Here is an 18,405-nt window from a genome sequence, read left to right as displayed (position 1 = left end):
TATTAATTAGCAAATTTTAAATAGTTGCTCCGTTAAACCTACACATTCTAAAAATAGCAGAGGTGCAAGCGCTAATGAATGATGTTCAGGAAGAGCTTCTTTCATATGATGTGAATTCGTCGAACATCAGAAAGATAACCAAAGATATCCGGATATTTTTTATCTGGGTATTTTTTACGTGTATCTGTGACGCTTTAATCTATATTTACTTATTTAATACTTCTTCTGAATTATTAAGTGGTTGGTTTATTCTGACTATTTTATTTATATTATCGGGATTTTTTTCTTCTACCTATCTTTTACAGCAAAATAAAGTCCAAGAATTTAAACATCTTGATCTTTTTTTTCAGTTTTCTTGTTTGATCTTAGGAAGCTTATTTGGGATTGGCGTTTATATCATCAATTTAGAATTTATGATGATGCCAAATGTGGTTGACCCATTTTTTTCATTTCTGTTATCTAGCTTTTTACTGAGTTTTTCATATGTTTTAGCAATGAATTTTCTCAATCAAAGATTTAGCTATTTTATTGCTTTATTTGTGCCTTCTGCGATTCCGGTGCTCACGCTCCCCCTGCTTTTTCCTCAAAATACCAACGAAATCTATAGCACTATTTTCATTGTTTGGTTCTCTTTATTATTCTTTAGCACTTATGCTTCACATAAAATTTATATTAATTCTGAAATATTAGACCTGAAAAATAAGTTTTTATTTAAGCAATCACAAGAACAACTTGCAAACTATAAAGGCTTAGAAATACAACTCAAAAATGAAATCTCAAAAACACAGGTCATGAAAAGTGAATTGCAGTTACATAATCATTTATTAGAACAAAAAGTAAAAGAACGAATTTTCGATTTTAAACAGATGAATGACCGTTTAGAAAATCATCAGGCCAACTTAGCTTTTGCCCATGAAACCGCGGGTATTCATTCTTGGGTCTGGAATATTGAAAAAAGAACTTTTGAAATTTCCGACTCAAAAAGCGGTGCAGAATTCAAACAACTCAATCTAAAACACAATAGCGTAGATGAATATGTTCATCCTGATGATATTGTCAATTATAAAACCATCCTGAAACAACATCTCAAAGGCAAAACTGAGCGCTTTGAGGCAATCTACCGTGTTAAGCGAGATGGTCAATGGTGCTGGATTCAAGACATTGGCAAAGTGGTTTCTAAGAACATCAATAACAAACCGCTCAGAATGGTGGGAATCCAACGCGACATTCAAAAAGAAAAGACTGACCAAGAAAAGCTAAAACTCGCAGCAAATGTATTAGCTCAAGTGGCTGAAGGTGTTTTCATTTTAGATAATAATTTATGCTACTTAGAAGTGAACCCTTATTTTGAAAAACTCTTAGATTATAAACAACATAATATCGTTGGAAATCATCTATTTGATATCACGATCAACAATAATTCTCGTACCCAACAGATGTATAACGTGATTACCCAAAGTTTAATTCAAAAGGGAGAATTTGAGTCTGAATTACAGATTGATTTTACCTCTGGGAAAAAACTTGCACTCTGGGTACACATCAATGCAATTTATGATGAAAAAAATAAATTTTCCAACTATGTCGGCATTATTACCGATTTAACTGATCGTAAAAAACAAGAACAACGACTCTCGTATTTAGAACATTATGACATCCTGACCGATTTGCCAAATCGCTTTTATTTCAAACAACAACTGCATAATTATTTAATTCACTATTCTGATTCATTTAAAAATTTTGCGGTTTTACGTATCAACATTGACCGTTTTAAATTATTCAATGAATTTATGAGCCATAAAGAAGGTGATGAATTATTAAAACAAGTCGCTCACAGATTAAGATTATGTTGTCCAAATGCCTCTTTGATAGCTTATTTAAATAATGATGATTTTGCAGTGATCTATAATTTAAGCAGCAATAACATCAATATTCATCAACATACACAACATATTTTAGATGCGTTTAAACAACCTTTTGATGTTAAAGAACAAGAACAAACCATCACCATTTCTATTGGCGTTGCGCTATATCCAGAGCATGGCTTACAGCTTGACAGTCTCAATGGTCATGCAGAATCAGCATTACACGAAGCCAAACGTTTAGGCGGAAACACTGTATATTTTTATTCAAACAAAAAAACTCCGTTGCTCAATCAAGGGATCAACTTAGAAAACGAATTAAGAAAAGCCATAAAACATAAAGAACTGACCGTGCATTATCAACCTAAAATCTGTGTTAAAACTCAACGTATTTATGGTTTTGAAGCATTAGTCCGCTGGCAACATCCAACTTTGGGTTATATCTTGCCAGACATTTTTATCCCGCTTGCTGAAGAAACCAGCCTCATTTCAGATATTGGTTTAATTGTATTGCATGAAACCTGTAAGCAAATACAGCAGTGGCAATCCCTTGGTTTTGATCATTTTAGGGTTTCGATCAATATTGTGGCACAACAAATTTACCGCGGACAGTTGGTTAAAGATATCGATTATGCCCTTAAAAAATATAATATTTCAGGTGATATGCTTGAACTGGAACTGACTGAATCTTCTTTGTTTGATAAGTCAGAAGAAGTTAATTTTCTTCTACAACAATTAAAAGATCGCCATATTTCTATTTCTTTGGATGATTTTGGAACAGGCTACTCATCTTTAGCTTATCTAACCAGTTACCCTTTTGATATCTTAAAAATAGATCGTGCTTTTATTTCAAAAATTGGACAAGAAAAAGACGAAGCGATCGTCAATGCAATTATTGCTATGGGCAATGCAATCGGCATTACCTTGGTCGCTGAAGGCGTTGAAACTAAAGAACAAGCGTTATTTTTACAAAAACACGGTTGTTATATTTTACAAGGCTTTTACTTTTCCAAAGCATTGTCATCTGCCGACAGCACAAAATATTTGGAACAGCATAAACTTATAAAGATTTGTTAATTTTTTTAGACTTTATATCTATTACTTTGTTTGAAATAACTATTTTTTGACTGTCGGTATCGCTCAACAAATGTTATATTCGATGAAATTTAGTCAAACCACCAGCCTCGCTGGAACATGTAATAATCGAGATTCAGATGGATGATCAATCTTTAAAACAGCAAGCCCTTTACTATCACGAATTTCCAACACCAGGAAAAATTAGCGTTACGCCAAGTAAGCAACTTGTCAATCAACATGACCTTGCGCTTGCTTACTCACCAGGTGTGGCAGCGCCTTGTTTAGAAATTGAAAAAGACCCTTCAAAAGCAGCGCTTTATACTGCTCGTGGCAACTTGGTTGCAGTGGTCAGTAATGGTACAGCCGTTTTAGGTCTAGGTAATATTGGTCCATTAGCATCTAAGCCTGTAATGGAAGGCAAAGGCGTATTATTTAAAAAGTTTGCTGGTGTAGACGTTTTTGATATTGAAATTGCTGAAAATGATCCTGACAAAATTGTTGATATCGTTGCGGCTTTAGAACCTACTTTTGGTGGTATTAACCTCGAAGATATTAAAGCACCAGAGTGTTTTTATATTGAGCAAAAGCTTCGTGAACGCATGAAAATCCCTGTGTTCCATGATGACCAACACGGTACCTCAATTATCGTAGGTTCAGCCCTTCTCAATGCTTTGCAATTGAATGGCAAAAAAATTGACGAAATCAAAATTGTTGCTTCAGGTGCAGGTGCTGCGGCACTTTCTTGTTTAGACTTGCTGTGTGCAATTGGTGCTAAAAAAGAAAATATCGTGGTTGCTGACTCACGCGGTTTATTGACCACTAAACGTGAAGGCTTGGATGAGTCTAAAAAGCGTTATGTGCAAGATATTGAGGGTACTCAACTTGCAGATGTGATTGCAGATGCCGATATGTTCCTTGGCCTTTCTGCGGCAGGCATTTTAACCAAAGAAATGGTTAAAGTTATGGCGGCTGATCCAATCATCTTTGCATTGGCAAACCCAGATCCAGAGATTTTACCTGAACATGCGCATGAAGTACGTCCAGATGTAATCATGGCTACTGGTCGTTCAGATTATCCGAACCAAGTAAACAACGCGCTTTGCTTCCCTTATATCTTCCGTGGTGCGCTAGATGTTGGCGCTACGACGATTAATGAAGAAATGAAAATTGCTTGTGTACATGCAATTGCACGTATGGCACATGTTGAAGCGGATGCCGCATCTTATGGTGAAAAATCTGCATCATTTGGTCGTGATTATTTAATTCCACGTCCACTTGATCAACGCCTAATTCTTGAAATTGCTCCTGCTGTTGCACAAGCTGCAATGGATTCAGGTGTTGCAAGTCGTCCAATTGCGGATTTCTCGGCTTATCGTCAACGTCTATCTGAATTTGTTTATAATTCAGCATTGATGATGAAACCAATTTTTGCACAAGCGAAAACTGCACCTAAACGTATTGCATATGCTGAAGGTGAAGATCTACGTGTATTGCGTGCGATTCAAATCGCAGTAGATGAAGGTTTGGCACAACCTATTTTGGTCGGTCGTACTGCAGTCATTGAAGCAAATATCAAAAAATTAGGTTTGCGTCTTGAACACGGTGTAAATATTACCATCGTAGATCAAGAAAAGAATCCTGATTACGATAAGTTTGCAGATGACTATTACAACTTGATGCAACGTAAAGGTGTAACGCCTGAGTATGCACAACGTGAAACACGTCGTCGTTCTACCTTGATTGCAGCAATGTTGGTTCGTCATGGTCTTGCAGATGGTATGCTATGCGGTACTTATGCAAGTTATGATATCCATTTAGACTTTGTGAGAAATGTGATTGGTTTAAAAGAAGGTCGTAATAACTTCTTTACGCTTAATGCATTGATGCTTGAAGATCGCAATATCTTTATGGCAGATACATATGTAAATACTAACCCGACTGCTGAACAGCTAGCTGAAATGACTATTTTAGCGGCTGAAGAAGTTCGTCGTTTCGGTATGACGCCAAAAGTTGCATTACTTTCGCATTCTAGCTTTGGTTCAGATCAAAATGATCCAAGTGCACAAAAAATGCGTAAAGTATTTGAAATCTTGACTGAAATCGCACCTGAATTAGAAGTAGATGGTGAAATGCATGCAGATGCTGCACTTGATGAAAATATTCGTCATTTTGCATTCCCAAATTCACGCTTCAAAGGTTCAGCGAACTTGTTGATTATGCCAAATCTTGATGCAGCAAATATTTCATTCAACTTGTTAAAATCAACGTCAGGCAATAATGTGACTATTGGTCCTATCTTGCTTGGTGCTGCTAAACCTGTGCATATTTTAACACCTACAGCGACAACACGTCGTTTAGTTAATATGACAGCTTTAACCGTTGCTGAGATTCAACAAGCTGAAGGCTAAGCTTGAAGTCAATTTAACATCAATACCGCAGAACTTTAGTCAATCACTCAAGTTCTGTACTTGAGAAAACCTCTATTCTGTTGCATGATGGCATTAAGAATAGAGGTTTTTTCATGCAAGTTTATTTAGTAGGCGGTGCCGTTAGAGATCATTTACTCGGTCATCCCTATCACGAAAAGGATTATGTTGTTGTTGGCGCCACGCCAGAGCAACTTCTTGCCCAAGGTTATCAACCCGTTGGGAAAGATTTCCCTGTGTTTTTACATCCCAAAACAAAAGAAGAATATGCCCTAGCCCGTACTGAGCGTAAATCAGGACACGGTTATCATGGATTTGAGTTTTTTACCGATCCAGATGTCACCTTAGAAGAGGATTTAATTCGTCGTGACTTAACCATCAATGCCATTGCGATGGATGAAGCAGGTCAAGTGTATGATCCTTATCATGGACAAGATGATTTAGCAGATAAAATCCTACGTCACGTTTCAGACGCTTTTGCAGAAGATCCGTTACGGGTACTGCGTGTGGCTCGTTTTGCTGCTCGTTATGCACAATATGGTTTTCGTATTGCCGATGAAACACTTGCATTGATGCGTCAACTGGCTGAATCTGGCGAATTAGAAGCACTGACACCTGAACGTGTTTGGAAAGAAACCTCTCGTGCTTTAATGGAACGTCATGCCGATGTTTACTTTGAAGTGTTACGTGAGTGTGGTGCATTAAAAGTGCTCTTTCCTGAAATAGATGCCCTGTTTGGCGTTCCACAACGACCTGAATATCATCCTGAAATTGATTGCGGTATTCACACATTGATGTCTTTACAGCAAGCATGTAAAGCCAATTATTCTTTAGATGTTCGTTTTGCAGTATTGGTACATGACTTAGGCAAAGCTTTAACACCGAAAGATGAATTACCTCGTCATATCATGCATGAAGAACGTGGGATTCAGCCTGTCACAGATGTATGTGATCGTTTACGTGTGCCCACTCAAACGAAACAGCTTGCTCTAGCAGTATGTAAAGAACATTTAAAATGTCATCAGGCTTTTACTTTAAAACCAGGCACCTTATGGCGTTTGTTACAGCGTTTAGATGTGCTGCGTCGTCCTGAGCGGGTCGAAGCTTTTGCGCAAGCCTGTGAATGTGATGCTAAAGGCCGTTTAGGCTTAGAAAATCGCGAATACCCACAAGCGCATTACCTATTAGATGCAATGAAAACTGTACGCACGATTAAAGCATCGGATTTACCCTCAGATATTCAAGGTCCAGATATCGGTGAAATGTTGATTCAAAAACGTATTGAAGCGATTGCTGATTTAAAGCATGAGTTAGGTCATCATCATCATACGGTATAAAAAAATGCCTCTCAGTAATGAGAGGCGTTTTTTTATAAATTCAAAATGCTTAGCTAAAAGGGTTTGGGGTATTCCACGGCTCATTTCTATAAATAATTTTTCCGTCTTCTACACAGAGTATCCATGTGAAAAAGAATTCTTCACCTAAACCTCGGCTTTCAAAACTTGCTTGAGGTAATAACGGTACAATTTTCACTAATAATTCAAATAGATAAAGTGAATGAACTGCAAAATCTGCTTTTCCCTTGCTAAAAGCATTCAGTAAATCAACATACACATCCTCATGAATAGCATCTTCTTTTAAAATTTCAAGAATTTTCTGCTTATGCTTAGAGATATCAATTTCTTCAAAGTCATTATTGTGTATATGTAATTCTGTATAAAAACTCATAATCGACTCCTTTAATCATTTTACTGATATTTAAATAATCGCAAAATTCTCATTTATCCAAGCTTGTGCTAATTCTTCTGATTCAAATTCACTGATAGTAGCTTGATCAGAATCTATATAGATGATCTCAAAATACTTAAAAGTATTGTTTTCATAAATAGAGTTGATATGTGAAATTTTATCCCTATCCAATGCTGTATGTATTTCTGTATGGATTAGATCAGACATTTCAAATGCAAATAGCTCTTTGTTTTCGCATTTATATGTATCAGAAATCAAATCAAATTTTGGATATAAACAAATAAAGTTATTCATCCAACTACGCACATCAAGAGTATCTATTGATTTTTTACTCTCTAATCCTCCATTATTTTTAGCCTCTTTTATGCTTGATAATACAAAAAAAGAGGCTAAATTAGAAATTTTCACAACAAAGATATCAAAAATATAATCTGGATTTAAGTAATTTGCATCATCATCTTGTATAAAATATGGTTTCATTCGGTCATTCTTTAATTATTTGTTTTATTCAAATAATCCTATATTAATCAATGCATTATTGCATACCTAATTAAAAGCTAACTAGGCATGCTAAATTAACTACGACACATCCGCAGGAAATGTAATCACCCTTTCCAACTTCATTTGGTTCATCACCACCATTAACAAACGATCAATTCCCAAAGCAATACCCGCACAATCTGACATATTTGGTAAAGCAGCGAGCAAATATTCATCGATTGGCATCACATGTAAACCCAGTTTTTCACGCTCAGTATTATCTGCTTGAAAACGACTACGCAAAACCTCAGCATCAATTAACTCATCATAGGCATTGGCAAGTTCTAACCCTTCAATATAGAGCTCAAAACGTGCAGCAACTAACTCACCGTCCTCATCCAGTTTGGTCTTTGCCAACGAGGCCAATTCTGGGGGGAAATCAGTTAAAAATACCGGCGTATCAAAACCTAAACTTGGCTCAACCATATGAGAAAATAACAAATCAATATAGGCTAAACGATCATCACCCAAATCAAGATTGAGTCCTACACGGTGTGCTGCATCTTTTAATTGTTGCAATGTTGCTTGCAGTGGATTCAAGTCCAAACGATCGATAAATGCATGTTTATAACTGAGTACGGTTGGTCGAACTTCACCAAAACGTTCAGCCAAAACCACATTTAATAAATCAGTGACTTCTAGCATCAAATCTTTCAAGCTGAATTGCGGACGATACCATTCCAACATGGTAAATTCACTATTGTGCTTACGCCCATGTTCATCATCTCGAAAAACTTTACAAATTTGATAAATCGCACCACTACCACTCGCCAATAAACGCTTCATGGCAAACTCTGGTGAAGTTTGTAAATAATGCGTTTGTTTTTTGCCATGTACGTGACGCTGAGCCTGTACAGAAGCCAGATGGACATCGGTTACACCTGCTTGAGACAAGATCGGAGTTTCAACCTCTAAAACATCACGCTCAATAAAAAATTGGCGAATTTGTCTATAGAGTTTTGCTCGTGCTTTAAGCGCCTGAATATCACAAGTCGGTTTAAAATCTATGCTCATGCTTTTGGCCCTCCATGCGCAGCCCATTCACGGCGCAAAGGATAAGTTTTACGAAGGTAATCAAAGGCTTTTTGATCCACCTTACCGTCCTTTAAGCAATCTCTTAAATTTTCATCATCTCGCTGAATATTGTAAATTTCAGCTAAGTATTTTTTCAGCGTTTGTTTAATGTTATTGCCATAAAAATATTGTTCACATGCCGGTAATTGTGATTCAAATTTCTTATGTGCGGTATAGGCAAATGTTTTACAAAATGCATCATAAATCATCTGAGTACCGCGTGCTTTACCTTCGAGACTGTAACCCGCAATATGTGGCGTCACGATTGTAATTAAATCCAGTAGACGTTGTGAAATCTCAGGCTCATGTTCAAAAACATCCAACACCACTTTACGACGTGTTTTTAAGATATCTACCATTAATGCCGCTTCTTCAACAACAGCACCACGCGCTGAATTAATTAAGATGGTTTCTGGCTGCATTAGCGCCAATGCATCAGCATTGATTAAATGATGTGTTGCAAACGGCCCTGTTTGGGTTAAAGGCACATGTATGCTGATCGCATCGGCTTTCTTTAATAAAGCGTCAAATTCAACTTGCTGAACATTTTCTCGTTGTACCAAGGGATCATAGCCAATTACATTCCAGCCCAACAACTGAGCCATATATGCTAATCGTGTTCCCACATTGCCTAGACCAATAATGCCTAAAGTAAACTTTTTCCCTAAATCTAGAAAATCTTGATTGAGATGCAGTAAAGCCGTAATCACATATTCTGCAACGGCTTGTGCATTGCAACCTGCTGCATTTGACCATGCAATTTGATGCTTTTCTAATGCTGGAATATCTAGATGATCTGTACCTATGGTTGCACTACCAACAAATTTTAGTGCTGTATCTTGGACCAACTGTTCATTGACTTTTGTTATAGAGCGTACCAATAACGCATCTGCATCATTCACATCATGATGAGTCAAATTGCGTCCTGCTGCTTGATGAATGGTTCCGAATTCTGAAAAGAAATATTCAGTAAATGCTAGATTTTCATCTGCAACAATTTTCATAGCGTCATCCACAAGTTTAACTGCCGCTATGATAAACCTTTGAACCACTTAAGACTATGCAGTTCACACATCAAATCTTTTAAATATGGCATAAAAAACCCGCAAGATGACTTACGGGTTTTTAATCATGAATATTTGTTTAGAACAAACGATTCATACCATTCAATGTTGCAACACGATAGGCTTCTGCCATTGTTGGATAGTTAAATGTCGTTTCAACAAAATACTTAATGGTATTGTTTCCACTTTGCATCACCGCCTGTCCAATATGGATAATTTCGGCCGCATTATTGCCGAAACAATGCACACCTAATAACTCTAAGGTATCACGATGGAATAACAGTTTAAGCTCGCCAACTGTATCCCCTGTAATTTGCGCACGTGCCAAATGACGGAATGATGCTTGTCCAACTTCATATGGAATTTTTTCAGCAGTTAACTGACTTTCAGTTTTACCAAAGAATGAAATTTCAGGGATGGTGTAAATCCCAGTCGGAATATCTTTCACTGGTTTAACATTTTCTTCGCCGCTCATATTTGAACCAGCGCAACGACCTTGGTCATATGCTGCAGAAGCAAGGGATGGCCAACCCACAACATCACCTGCCGCATATATATTTTCAACTTCGGTTTGATATTGATCATTTACCGCAAGTTGCCCACGGCTGTTTGGTGTAATACCTACATTTTCAAGACCTAAACCATCGGTATTTCCTGAACGGCCATTACACCACAGAATGGCATCAGCTTTAATTTTTTTACCGCTTTGCAAATACAAGACCACATGATCATCAAACGTTTCTAAATGATCAATTTGCTCATTGTGACGCATCAACACGCCTTGTTCACGTAAGTGATAAGACAACGCGTCAGCAATTTCATCGTCGAGATAACTGAGCAGCTGATGCTGTGTATTGATCAAGTCAACTTTATGGTCTAAACCAATAAAGATAGATGCATATTCACAACCAATTACACCCGCGCCATAAATAATAATTTTATGAATTGGGTAATCCAAATCTAAAATTTTATCTGAATCAAATACACGCGGATGGTTAAAGTCTAAACCTTGCGGGTGATAAGGACGGCTACCTGTGGCAACCACAAGCTGTTTGAAAACTAAAGTTTCTTTAACACCATCTTCGCTAAAAATAATCACCGTATTTTTATCTTGGATATATGCACGACCGTGAAATACATCGATATGGTTACGGTCATAAAAACGTGAATGGGTATCAACTTGCTGTTGAATCACTTTATGGGCATTACGCAAAACTTGCTTCATAGTGAATTGTTTCCAATCCCCTACTTTTTTAAACATTGGATCACGTTGGTAACGGATAATACTTGAAACTGTCTGACGTAAAGCCTTACTTGGGATGGTGCCGACATGGGTACAGTTACCACCAAGTTGCTCACGAATATCTACAATTGCAACACGCTTACCCGATTTAGCAAGCTTCATTGCCGCGCCTTCACCAGCAGGACCAGAGCCAAGTACGACCGCATCGTATTTCACAAATTTCCCACTAACGACTTCTTTCTTACGTGGCATTCAAAGCTCCTTATAGTAAATTCAGTCTATCTCTTGTCTTATGCGATATTATGACCTAAACCAAAACAATTTTCTGTATTTCGCATGCATATATTCCGTGATAACGACATTTAGTATATGAATAGTGTTTTTGCCCTATCTTTTTGCATTTCCGCTATAATGAGCATAATCTCCCCCGTAGAAAACAGTGGAAAAGTTGAATATGTCAGAGAACCGTAAACCAGAACAGGGTGTCAAATTACGTGGCGCGGAAAAAGTTGCTCGTATACCTGTAAAAGTTATTCCCACGGTTGAAGCACCACGAAAGCCGGACTGGATTCGTGTCAAAATGGCTGCGCCTGATGAAGTTCAACGAATCAAAACCACTTTACGTGCACAAAAATTACATACTGTGTGTGAAGAAGCAGCTTGTCCTAACCTTCCAGAATGTTTCGGTGGTGGTACTGCAACCTTTATGATCATGGGTGATATTTGTACCCGTCGCTGCCCGTTCTGCGATGTTGCACATGGTCGTCCAAATGCACTTGATCCTGATGAACCTCGTCATATGGCAGAAACCATCGCCAATCTCGGTTTAAAGTATGCAGTGATTACCTCTGTAGACCGTGATGATCTTTTAGATGGTGGTGCGCAACATTTCGTTGATTGTATTCAAGAAGCACGTCAACTCAGTCCAAAAACATTATTAGAAATATTGGTTCCTGATTTCCGTGGTCGTATGGATATTGCACTGCGTATCATGACTGAATGTCCGCCAGATGTATTTAACCATAACATCGAAACAGTACCTCGCCTCTATAAAGCGATGCGCCCGGGTTCAGACTATCAACATTCTTTAAACTTATTAAAAATGTTTAAAGAATACTGCCCTGATGTGCCAACAAAATGTGGTTTGATGGTGGGTATTGGTGAAACCGAAGAAGAAGTGATTGCCCTGTTAGATGATCTACATGCACACGGTGTTGATTATGTGACAATTGGTCAATACTTACAGCCTTCTAAAGAACATGCACCAATTGACCGTTTTGTCACACCAGAAGAATTTGAGCGTTATACTGCACACGGTCACAAGCTTGGTTTCAGAAATATCTGGGCTGCTCCAATGGTTCGTTCAAGCTATTTTGCAGATCGTCAATATTATGGTGAACCTGTTCCAGTGGTACGTCGTAAAGTTGATCCAGCGAAAAAAATTGCGGTACAAGCCATCGAAGCTTAAGTCATCGTTCACAAATTTAAGCGTCAAAAAAGCACTCAATATTGAGTGCTTTTTTACAGATATTTTTAATCTTTAACGACACTTCCCTGTAGTTTTACCTTCAACACTACTCATACTGCTTTGTAGTTTCGTCAGTGTAGAGCATTGTAAATTTCCTGAAATAATTGATTTATTTAAGCTCAATGTTGACGAAACCTGACCTGCAAGCACATCCCCCTCAACAGAAGAATTGACCAATTTCAATACTTTGGCGGTATTGGCTTGCACATTTCCACTCACTGAAGAATTATTTAAAATCAAACTCCCACCATTGAGTACATTCACATTTCCCTCAACGGATGTACTATTTAAGGTACATGTTGCACCTGCTGGTACAGTTAAGTTTGCCACAGCATTATTGCTCATTGTACTTGAACAATTTACAGCAAATCCAAGTGGAGCTATGCCTAAACCACATGCAATTGTGAAGAGCTTTAAGAAACGCTTTTTCATTGACATTACCCTTTTGTATTATGAATTTAGAATAAATTTATTGTTGGATGATTTTAAAATATACAGTTAGAAAGTTTAATGACAAATATGTTGATTTCTTTTAACTGGGAATCATGAATATAAAAATGGATGACGCTTTAGCTTATTTACCTCGTTTTACTGTTGTTGCAGATTTCGGTTGAAATAAATCATTGTCGATTTATCTATTATTTTAATTGTCTATCTTATTGTTAAATCAAAATTATTTTAATTCTGACACTTGATGAAATTTTAACAATTAATATAATTTTACATTTTTTTAACGGCAACACCTCAACTTGACCTTAACATAGTGATTTTAGTCTTAGTAAAAATTGATGATGAAAAAATTAACTTTAGCTATTTCAGCAACCCTATTTTCTGGGCTTTGTTTTGCCCAAAATCCATTAAGCGTACATGTATTAAATCTTGAAAATGGCTTACCTTCAAGCAATGTTAAAGTCATTCTCGAAGCGCAACAAAAAGATAAATGGGTAAAAATTAATGAAGGAAGCACAGACAGTAATGGGCGAATTTCATCCTTATACCCTGAAAACAAAGTATTAGATAAAGGTGTCTACAAGGTTACTTTTCAAACAGGTGAATGGTTTAAACAAAATAACCAACGTGCTTTTTTCCCAGAAGTTCCTGTGGTTTTTGTGATTGATGGAAGTCTTGAACATTATCATATTCCTCTCTTGATTAGCCCTTATGGATATTCAACATATCGTGGTAATTGATTGATCATACTAAGTTAAATTTTAGGCATAAAAAAAACCGATGTTTTTTTAACATCGGTTTTTCTTGATACACAACTTGATTAAGCCTTTAACCATTTCTCAGCTTTGGCTTGATCTAATACAGTTAACTCAACCGTAGTCAACGCAACTTCACCACCTTGCAACTCAAATTGTAAAAACTCATCACGACGGAATGCATAAACCGTAAATTGACCTTGCTGTTTTGCATATTGCTTTAAAAGTTTTTCAGACGCTTTTAAACCATCAATCGCAATGATCACATCATTGGCAGACAGACCTGCTTTTGCGCCAACACCATCACGACGCGCTTGCTGAATGATGACACCCTCAGCTTTTTCAGCAACTTTCAAACCAAATGGAAGTGCTTTTTCATTTTGTAAGCTATAGCTCAAACCAAATTCAGGGAACAATTGATCCAGTGGTAGCTCATCTGTGGTATTAATCAAATGATTAATCTGTTCGATCCAATTATCGCCAGTCAGTTCATTACACAGTTCGACAATCGTACGCTCATTGACTTGCATGCCCTTTTGGGTATTTTCATACAAACGGCGCATTAAGGCATCCAAACTAGAACCACGTAAACGTAGACCTAAATCTAAACTGAGTGCAACCAAACAGCCTTTATTGTAATAACTGGTTCCAGCATTATTTGAGTTTTCATCCTGACGATAAAATTTAATCCAAGCATCAAAACTAGACTCTGAAACAGATTGAATAAAACGTCCTGGATTTTGTAGATAACGATCAATTTGCCCTTTTAACAACTTTAAATAAGATGCTTGAGAAATCACACCACTGCGATACAGAATCAAATCATCGTAATAAGAGGTGAAACCTTCAAAAATCCATAACAGTGAGGTATAGCCTTCCTGATCCAAATCATAATTTGCAAAATTTTCAGGGCGGATAAATTTAACCAACCACGAATGAAAATATTCATGGCTACACAATCCAAGGAAGCGTTGATAATCCGCAGAAGGCTCTACAGGTTCATTTGCTTTAGGAAAATCATCACGTGGCGAAATCAGGCTAGTACTATTAGGATGCTCTAAACCACCATAACTATTGCCAGTTGCCATAGTCATAAAAGTATAGTTTTCAAAAGGCGCTGAACCAAACATTGAAATTTCTGTACTACAAATTTTTTCAAGGTCTTGCTTCATACGTGCTGCATTCATTGTATGCTGACCAGAAACCACAAATTCATGTGGAATCCCGTTCGCTTCAAAACTAAAACGGGTTTGATCCGCCAATTCAAATGGTGCATCAATCAATTGTGCATAATTGTTGGCTTTTAAGGTATAGCGCCCTTTCACCAAGCTTCTTGATTCTAAACCTGTGGCAATTTGAAAATGCTTTAATTCTTCAGGTAAAAATACTTCAACTTCGATTGCTGATTCTTCTTGTTCTTGCAACCCTAGGCAGACACAAGCAGGATTGACATATAAACGGGTTTGATCGACATACGCGCCACGTACTGAAAGGTCATAGGCATAAACATCATATTCAACAGTAATCAGTTCATGGTCGGTGTTATATAAACGCCATTTATTTTTTTCAAACTTATTAATTTGCAGTTGACGACCCGCTTCATCATAGGCTTTCACAGATTCGATATGTTTAGAAAATTCACGGATCAAATAGCTACCAGGAATCCATGTAGGAAGTGACAAAACTTGGGTAGGGTTCGCCAGAAAGCGCAATGTGACATGAATGAGGTGCTGACGGTAATCGTCAAATTCAATCTGATAATGCAACATAAATATATATTCGAAAATAGACAGTGAGAAATTACCAATTAGATTAGCATTTTTTTACAAAGTCAGGCGATTTTAGTCGCAATTGTCTACGATTCTGACTAGCGAAGAGTGCAAAAAAGGCATAGCATTCGCAAAGTTTATGCACTCTTGCCATAGGATTGGCTTAAAGGTAAATCTGTTGAAAATTCTTGCTTCTTTTATCGCGATAACTGGCTTGGTTTGCTCCACGTTTGTTAACGCCGCTTTACTTAATATTAATCCGCAATCTGTTGAAGCTGAAGCTTGGACAATATTAGATACGCAATCGGGTCAAACCATTGCTGAATATAATAGTCATGTACAGCGCGCCCCAGCATCCATGACCAAAATGATGGTCGCTTATATTGCGTTGAAAGAACTCAAAGCGGGTCATATCAAAAAAGAAGAGATTATTACTGCAACCCCTGTAGTTCAGATGGTGCAATGGGATGAATCTCAAATGTACCTGAAGCAAGGTGAGCAAATCTCAATTGACCAACTTCTTGCTGGATTGATTGTGATGTCTGCCAATGATGCAGCAGTAACGCTGGCAGAACGTATCTCAGGTAGCGTACCTGCATTTGTTGCTCGTATGAACCAAGAAGCACAAGCCTTGGGAATGAAGGATACTCATTTTGCCAACCCTCCGGGTATTACCATGCCTGATCATTTTTCGTCAGCACATGATATGGCGATCTTAGGTCAAGCAGTAACATCACAAACCCCTGAATATATGCACTATTCAGTGATGCCAAGTTTTAGTTATAACCAACATTTTCATCATGCCACCAACCTTGTTTTAAAGTCTGATCCAAGTGTAGATGGTTTAAAAACGGGTTTTACCAAAGCAGCCGGCTATAACTTAGCACTGACAGCGCATCGTCCTTCTGCCATTACCGAGTCTCCTGATCGTCGTTTAATTGTGGTGGTGATGGGTGCAAAAAGTGCAGTTAAACGCGCGGAAATTGCACATAAACTGTTAAACTTGGGCTATGCCTACACCCGTGATGAAGTCGCAATTAAAGACAAACAATTGATTGCTGAGCTTCCTGTAGTTAAATCCACCTTAAAAATGTTTAAGGTTGAAGCAAAAAAACCTCAACTCATTACCACATCTTTATATAACGATACGACACCAATTGATTTAGCGACTTTTGATGTTGTAAATAGCCGTATCATGAAAACTGAGGCAAATGGTCTCTTGGCAGCAGTTGAACCGCTTACAACAACTCAAACCCATTTGAATGTTGAACTGAATGAGACATCACTTACCGCACCTTTAGAAAAGATCATGCATTTAGCAAAAGTGAATGTTTACCAAAACAATCAACTGATTCAAAGTTTTGATATTGAAGATGAAGTGCATATCGAACAAGCCTCTTGGTTTGAACGTTTAATGGAATGGATCAAGTCAATTTTTGGAATTTAATTAAAACCAACCAATTTACTTAGATTTATTATAATTATGTAACCTGTAATACAAAAAAAACCTAAACAATTAAATAGAATGGCATATTTATGCCATTCTATTTTCATAACAACAATTTAGGTTTTCTATGTCAAATCTACATCATATCGTGATTGTTGGTGGTGGCGCTGGTGGTTTAGAACTGGTGACACAACTCGGTGATACGCTTGGAAAGAGTAAAAAAGCCAAAATCACCCTTGTTGACCAAAAACTCACCCATATCTGGAAACCATTGCTGCATGAAATTGCAGCTGGCACCATGAACCCAAGTGATGAAGAAACCAATTACTATGCGCATGCAGCCAAGCATCACTATGAATTTGTCTTGGGCCGTTTTGAACATTTAGATCGTGATAACAAAACCATCGAGCTTAGCAAAACCCAAACCAGTAAATATGAATCCAATCAAGAGCAAATCACACTGCATTATGACACTTTAATTCTTGCCGTCGGCTCAGTCTCCAATGACTTTAATACGCCTGGGGTTAAAGAGTTTTGTCATTATCTCGACAGTCGTCAACAAGCAGAAGTCTTCCAGCAGGACTTACTGCACTTGTATTTAGATGCACAAAATAAAAATATTGATCGTGAATTACACATTGCCGTGATTGGTGCAGGCGCAACAGGTGTTGAACTTTCAGCTGAGTTGGTTCAAGCCAAACAGAACTTTTATAAATATGGTTTAAATAAAATTAACCCAAACAATGTCAAAATTACTTTAGTTGAAGGCGCTGATCGTATCTTACCAGCACTTTCTGAAAAAATGGCTGAGCATGCCACACAGCAATTACAACGAATGAAAATAGATGTATTAACGGGCAAACGTGTTGAAAAAGTAGATGCTGAAAAAGTCTATTTTAGTGATGGCACTTCCGTAGAAGCGCAATTAAAAGTTTGGGCAGCAGGGATAAAAACCCCTAAAGTGATTGCCAACTTAGCAGGCTTTGAAAAAGATCGCATGGGGCGTTTAAACGTATACGCAACCTTACAGACTCAGGCTGATCCAAACATTTTTGCCTTTGGTGATTGTGCCCACTGTATCTTAGATGCAAGAGAAGCACCACTTGGTCCACGTGCACAAGTCGCAAGTCAACAAGCTTCGTTTCTTGTAGATGCAATGAATGCACGTATCAAAGGACGGCCACAGCCAATGTTCCAGTTCGCAGACAAAGGTTCACTGGTATCACTCAGTGAAAATAAAGCGGTCGGTGAGCTACTTGGTCAGGTCAATGTTCAAGGCTTTGTGGCAAAATCGATGTATGTGTCTTTATATCGTATTCATCAAGCGACGATATATGGCTATGCTCATGCAGGCTTGTTAACGGCTAAAGATTTTGTTACACGAAAAATCGCACCAAAAATAAAATTGCATTGAAATTTAAATT

General features: G+C 37.6%; 14 protein-coding genes. 7 read left to right on the top strand and 7 right to left on the bottom strand.

Going from position 1 to position 18,405, the window contains the following annotated elements; translation table 11 throughout:
• Positions 1 to 74 precede the first annotated feature (74 nt).
• From FHR28_RS05410 to FHR28_RS05400, 3 genes are all read left to right on the top strand, one after another.
• Positions 75 to 2,936 carry an EAL and GGDEF domain-containing protein gene (locus tag FHR28_RS05410; protein WP_016539610.1) on the top strand — a complete coding sequence of 954 codons (2,862 nt, stop codon included), beginning with the start codon at positions 75 to 77 and terminating at the stop codon, positions 2,934 to 2,936.
• A 137-nt stretch (positions 2,937 to 3,073) separates the two neighbouring features.
• Entirely contained in the window at positions 3,074 to 5,344 is a 2,271-nt protein-coding gene (locus tag FHR28_RS05405) for an NADP-dependent malic enzyme (protein WP_004717035.1), read from the top strand.
• Between the two features lie 113 nt (positions 5,345 to 5,457).
• Positions 5,458 to 6,699 carry a multifunctional CCA addition/repair protein gene (locus FHR28_RS05400; RefSeq protein WP_154129808.1) on the top strand — a complete coding sequence of 414 codons (1,242 nt, stop codon included), beginning with the start codon at positions 5,458 to 5,460 and terminating at the stop codon, positions 6,697 to 6,699.
• A gap of 49 nt (positions 6,700 to 6,748) precedes the next feature.
• Here FHR28_RS05400 and FHR28_RS05395 read toward each other — a convergent pair whose 3' ends face one another.
• The 5 genes from FHR28_RS05395 to sthA form a co-directional block, all read right to left on the bottom strand.
• The gene (locus tag FHR28_RS05395) at positions 6,749 to 7,090 is read right to left on the bottom strand and encodes a hypothetical protein (RefSeq protein ID WP_004717040.1); all 342 of its coding nucleotides are present in this window, start codon (positions 7,088 to 7,090) and stop codon (positions 6,749 to 6,751) included.
• A 30-nt stretch (positions 7,091 to 7,120) separates the two neighbouring features.
• Positions 7,121 to 7,591 carry a hypothetical protein gene (locus FHR28_RS05390; protein ID WP_166782089.1) on the bottom strand — a complete coding sequence of 157 codons (471 nt, stop codon included), beginning with the start codon at positions 7,589 to 7,591 and terminating at the stop codon, positions 7,121 to 7,123.
• Positions 7,592 to 7,690: 99 nt separating this feature from the next.
• Positions 7,691 to 8,665: an EF-P lysine aminoacylase EpmA gene (epmA, locus tag FHR28_RS05385; protein ID WP_004717044.1), complete on the bottom strand. Its 975-nt coding sequence runs from the start codon at positions 8,663 to 8,665 to the stop codon at positions 7,691 to 7,693.
• A complete protein-coding gene (locus FHR28_RS05380; protein WP_166782088.1) occupies positions 8,662 to 9,729 on the bottom strand; it encodes a 4-phosphoerythronate dehydrogenase in 1,068 nt (355 codons plus the stop codon). Before FHR28_RS05380 ends, epmA begins: the two co-directional genes overlap by 4 nt.
• A 139-nt stretch (positions 9,730 to 9,868) precedes the next feature.
• Positions 9,869 to 11,284 (bottom strand): Si-specific NAD(P)(+) transhydrogenase, encoded by a 1,416-nt coding sequence (gene sthA, locus FHR28_RS05375; RefSeq protein WP_004717049.1) that lies wholly within the window; start codon positions 11,282 to 11,284, stop codon positions 9,869 to 9,871.
• Between the two features lie 202 nt (positions 11,285 to 11,486).
• On the opposite strand from sthA, the gene lipA reads away from it, so the two are divergent.
• Positions 11,487 to 12,500, top strand: coding sequence for a lipoyl synthase (gene lipA, locus FHR28_RS05370; protein ID WP_004717052.1), 1,014 nt, complete (start codon positions 11,487 to 11,489; stop codon positions 12,498 to 12,500).
• A gap of 72 nt (positions 12,501 to 12,572) precedes the next feature.
• On the opposite strand, the gene FHR28_RS05365 is transcribed toward lipA, so the two are convergent.
• Positions 12,573 to 12,992 carry a hypothetical protein gene (locus tag FHR28_RS05365; protein ID WP_166782087.1) on the bottom strand — a complete coding sequence of 140 codons (420 nt, stop codon included), beginning with the start codon at positions 12,990 to 12,992 and terminating at the stop codon, positions 12,573 to 12,575.
• A 356-nt stretch (positions 12,993 to 13,348) separates the two neighbouring features.
• Between FHR28_RS05365 and uraH the strand changes: the two genes are divergently transcribed.
• Positions 13,349 to 13,750, top strand: coding sequence for a hydroxyisourate hydrolase (gene uraH, locus FHR28_RS05360; RefSeq protein WP_004717057.1), 402 nt, complete (start codon positions 13,349 to 13,351; stop codon positions 13,748 to 13,750).
• 80 nt (positions 13,751 to 13,830) lie between these two features.
• On the opposite strand, the gene FHR28_RS05355 is transcribed toward uraH, so the two are convergent.
• Positions 13,831 to 15,534 (bottom strand): M61 family metallopeptidase, encoded by a 1,704-nt coding sequence (locus FHR28_RS05355; RefSeq protein ID WP_166782086.1) that lies wholly within the window; start codon positions 15,532 to 15,534, stop codon positions 13,831 to 13,833.
• A gap of 178 nt (positions 15,535 to 15,712) precedes the next feature.
• Here FHR28_RS05355 and FHR28_RS05350 point away from each other — a divergent pair, with 178 nt between their 5' ends.
• Positions 15,713 to 16,981 (top strand): D-alanyl-D-alanine carboxypeptidase PBP6B, encoded by a 1,269-nt coding sequence (locus FHR28_RS05350; RefSeq protein ID WP_166782085.1) that lies wholly within the window; start codon positions 15,713 to 15,715, stop codon positions 16,979 to 16,981.
• Positions 16,982 to 17,108: 127 nt separating this feature from the next.
• Positions 17,109 to 18,395, top strand: a complete 1,287-nt coding sequence (locus FHR28_RS05345) for an NAD(P)/FAD-dependent oxidoreductase (RefSeq protein WP_004717064.1) — start codon at positions 17,109 to 17,111, stop codon at positions 18,393 to 18,395.
• The last annotated feature ends 10 nt before the right edge of the window (positions 18,396 to 18,405 follow it).

This window comes from Acinetobacter sp. BIGb0196 (assembly GCF_011759595.1).
GTDB classification, from domain to species: Bacteria; Pseudomonadota; Gammaproteobacteria; order Pseudomonadales; family Moraxellaceae; genus Acinetobacter; species Acinetobacter guillouiae.
This window is presented reverse-complemented; position numbering and strand designations above follow the sequence as displayed.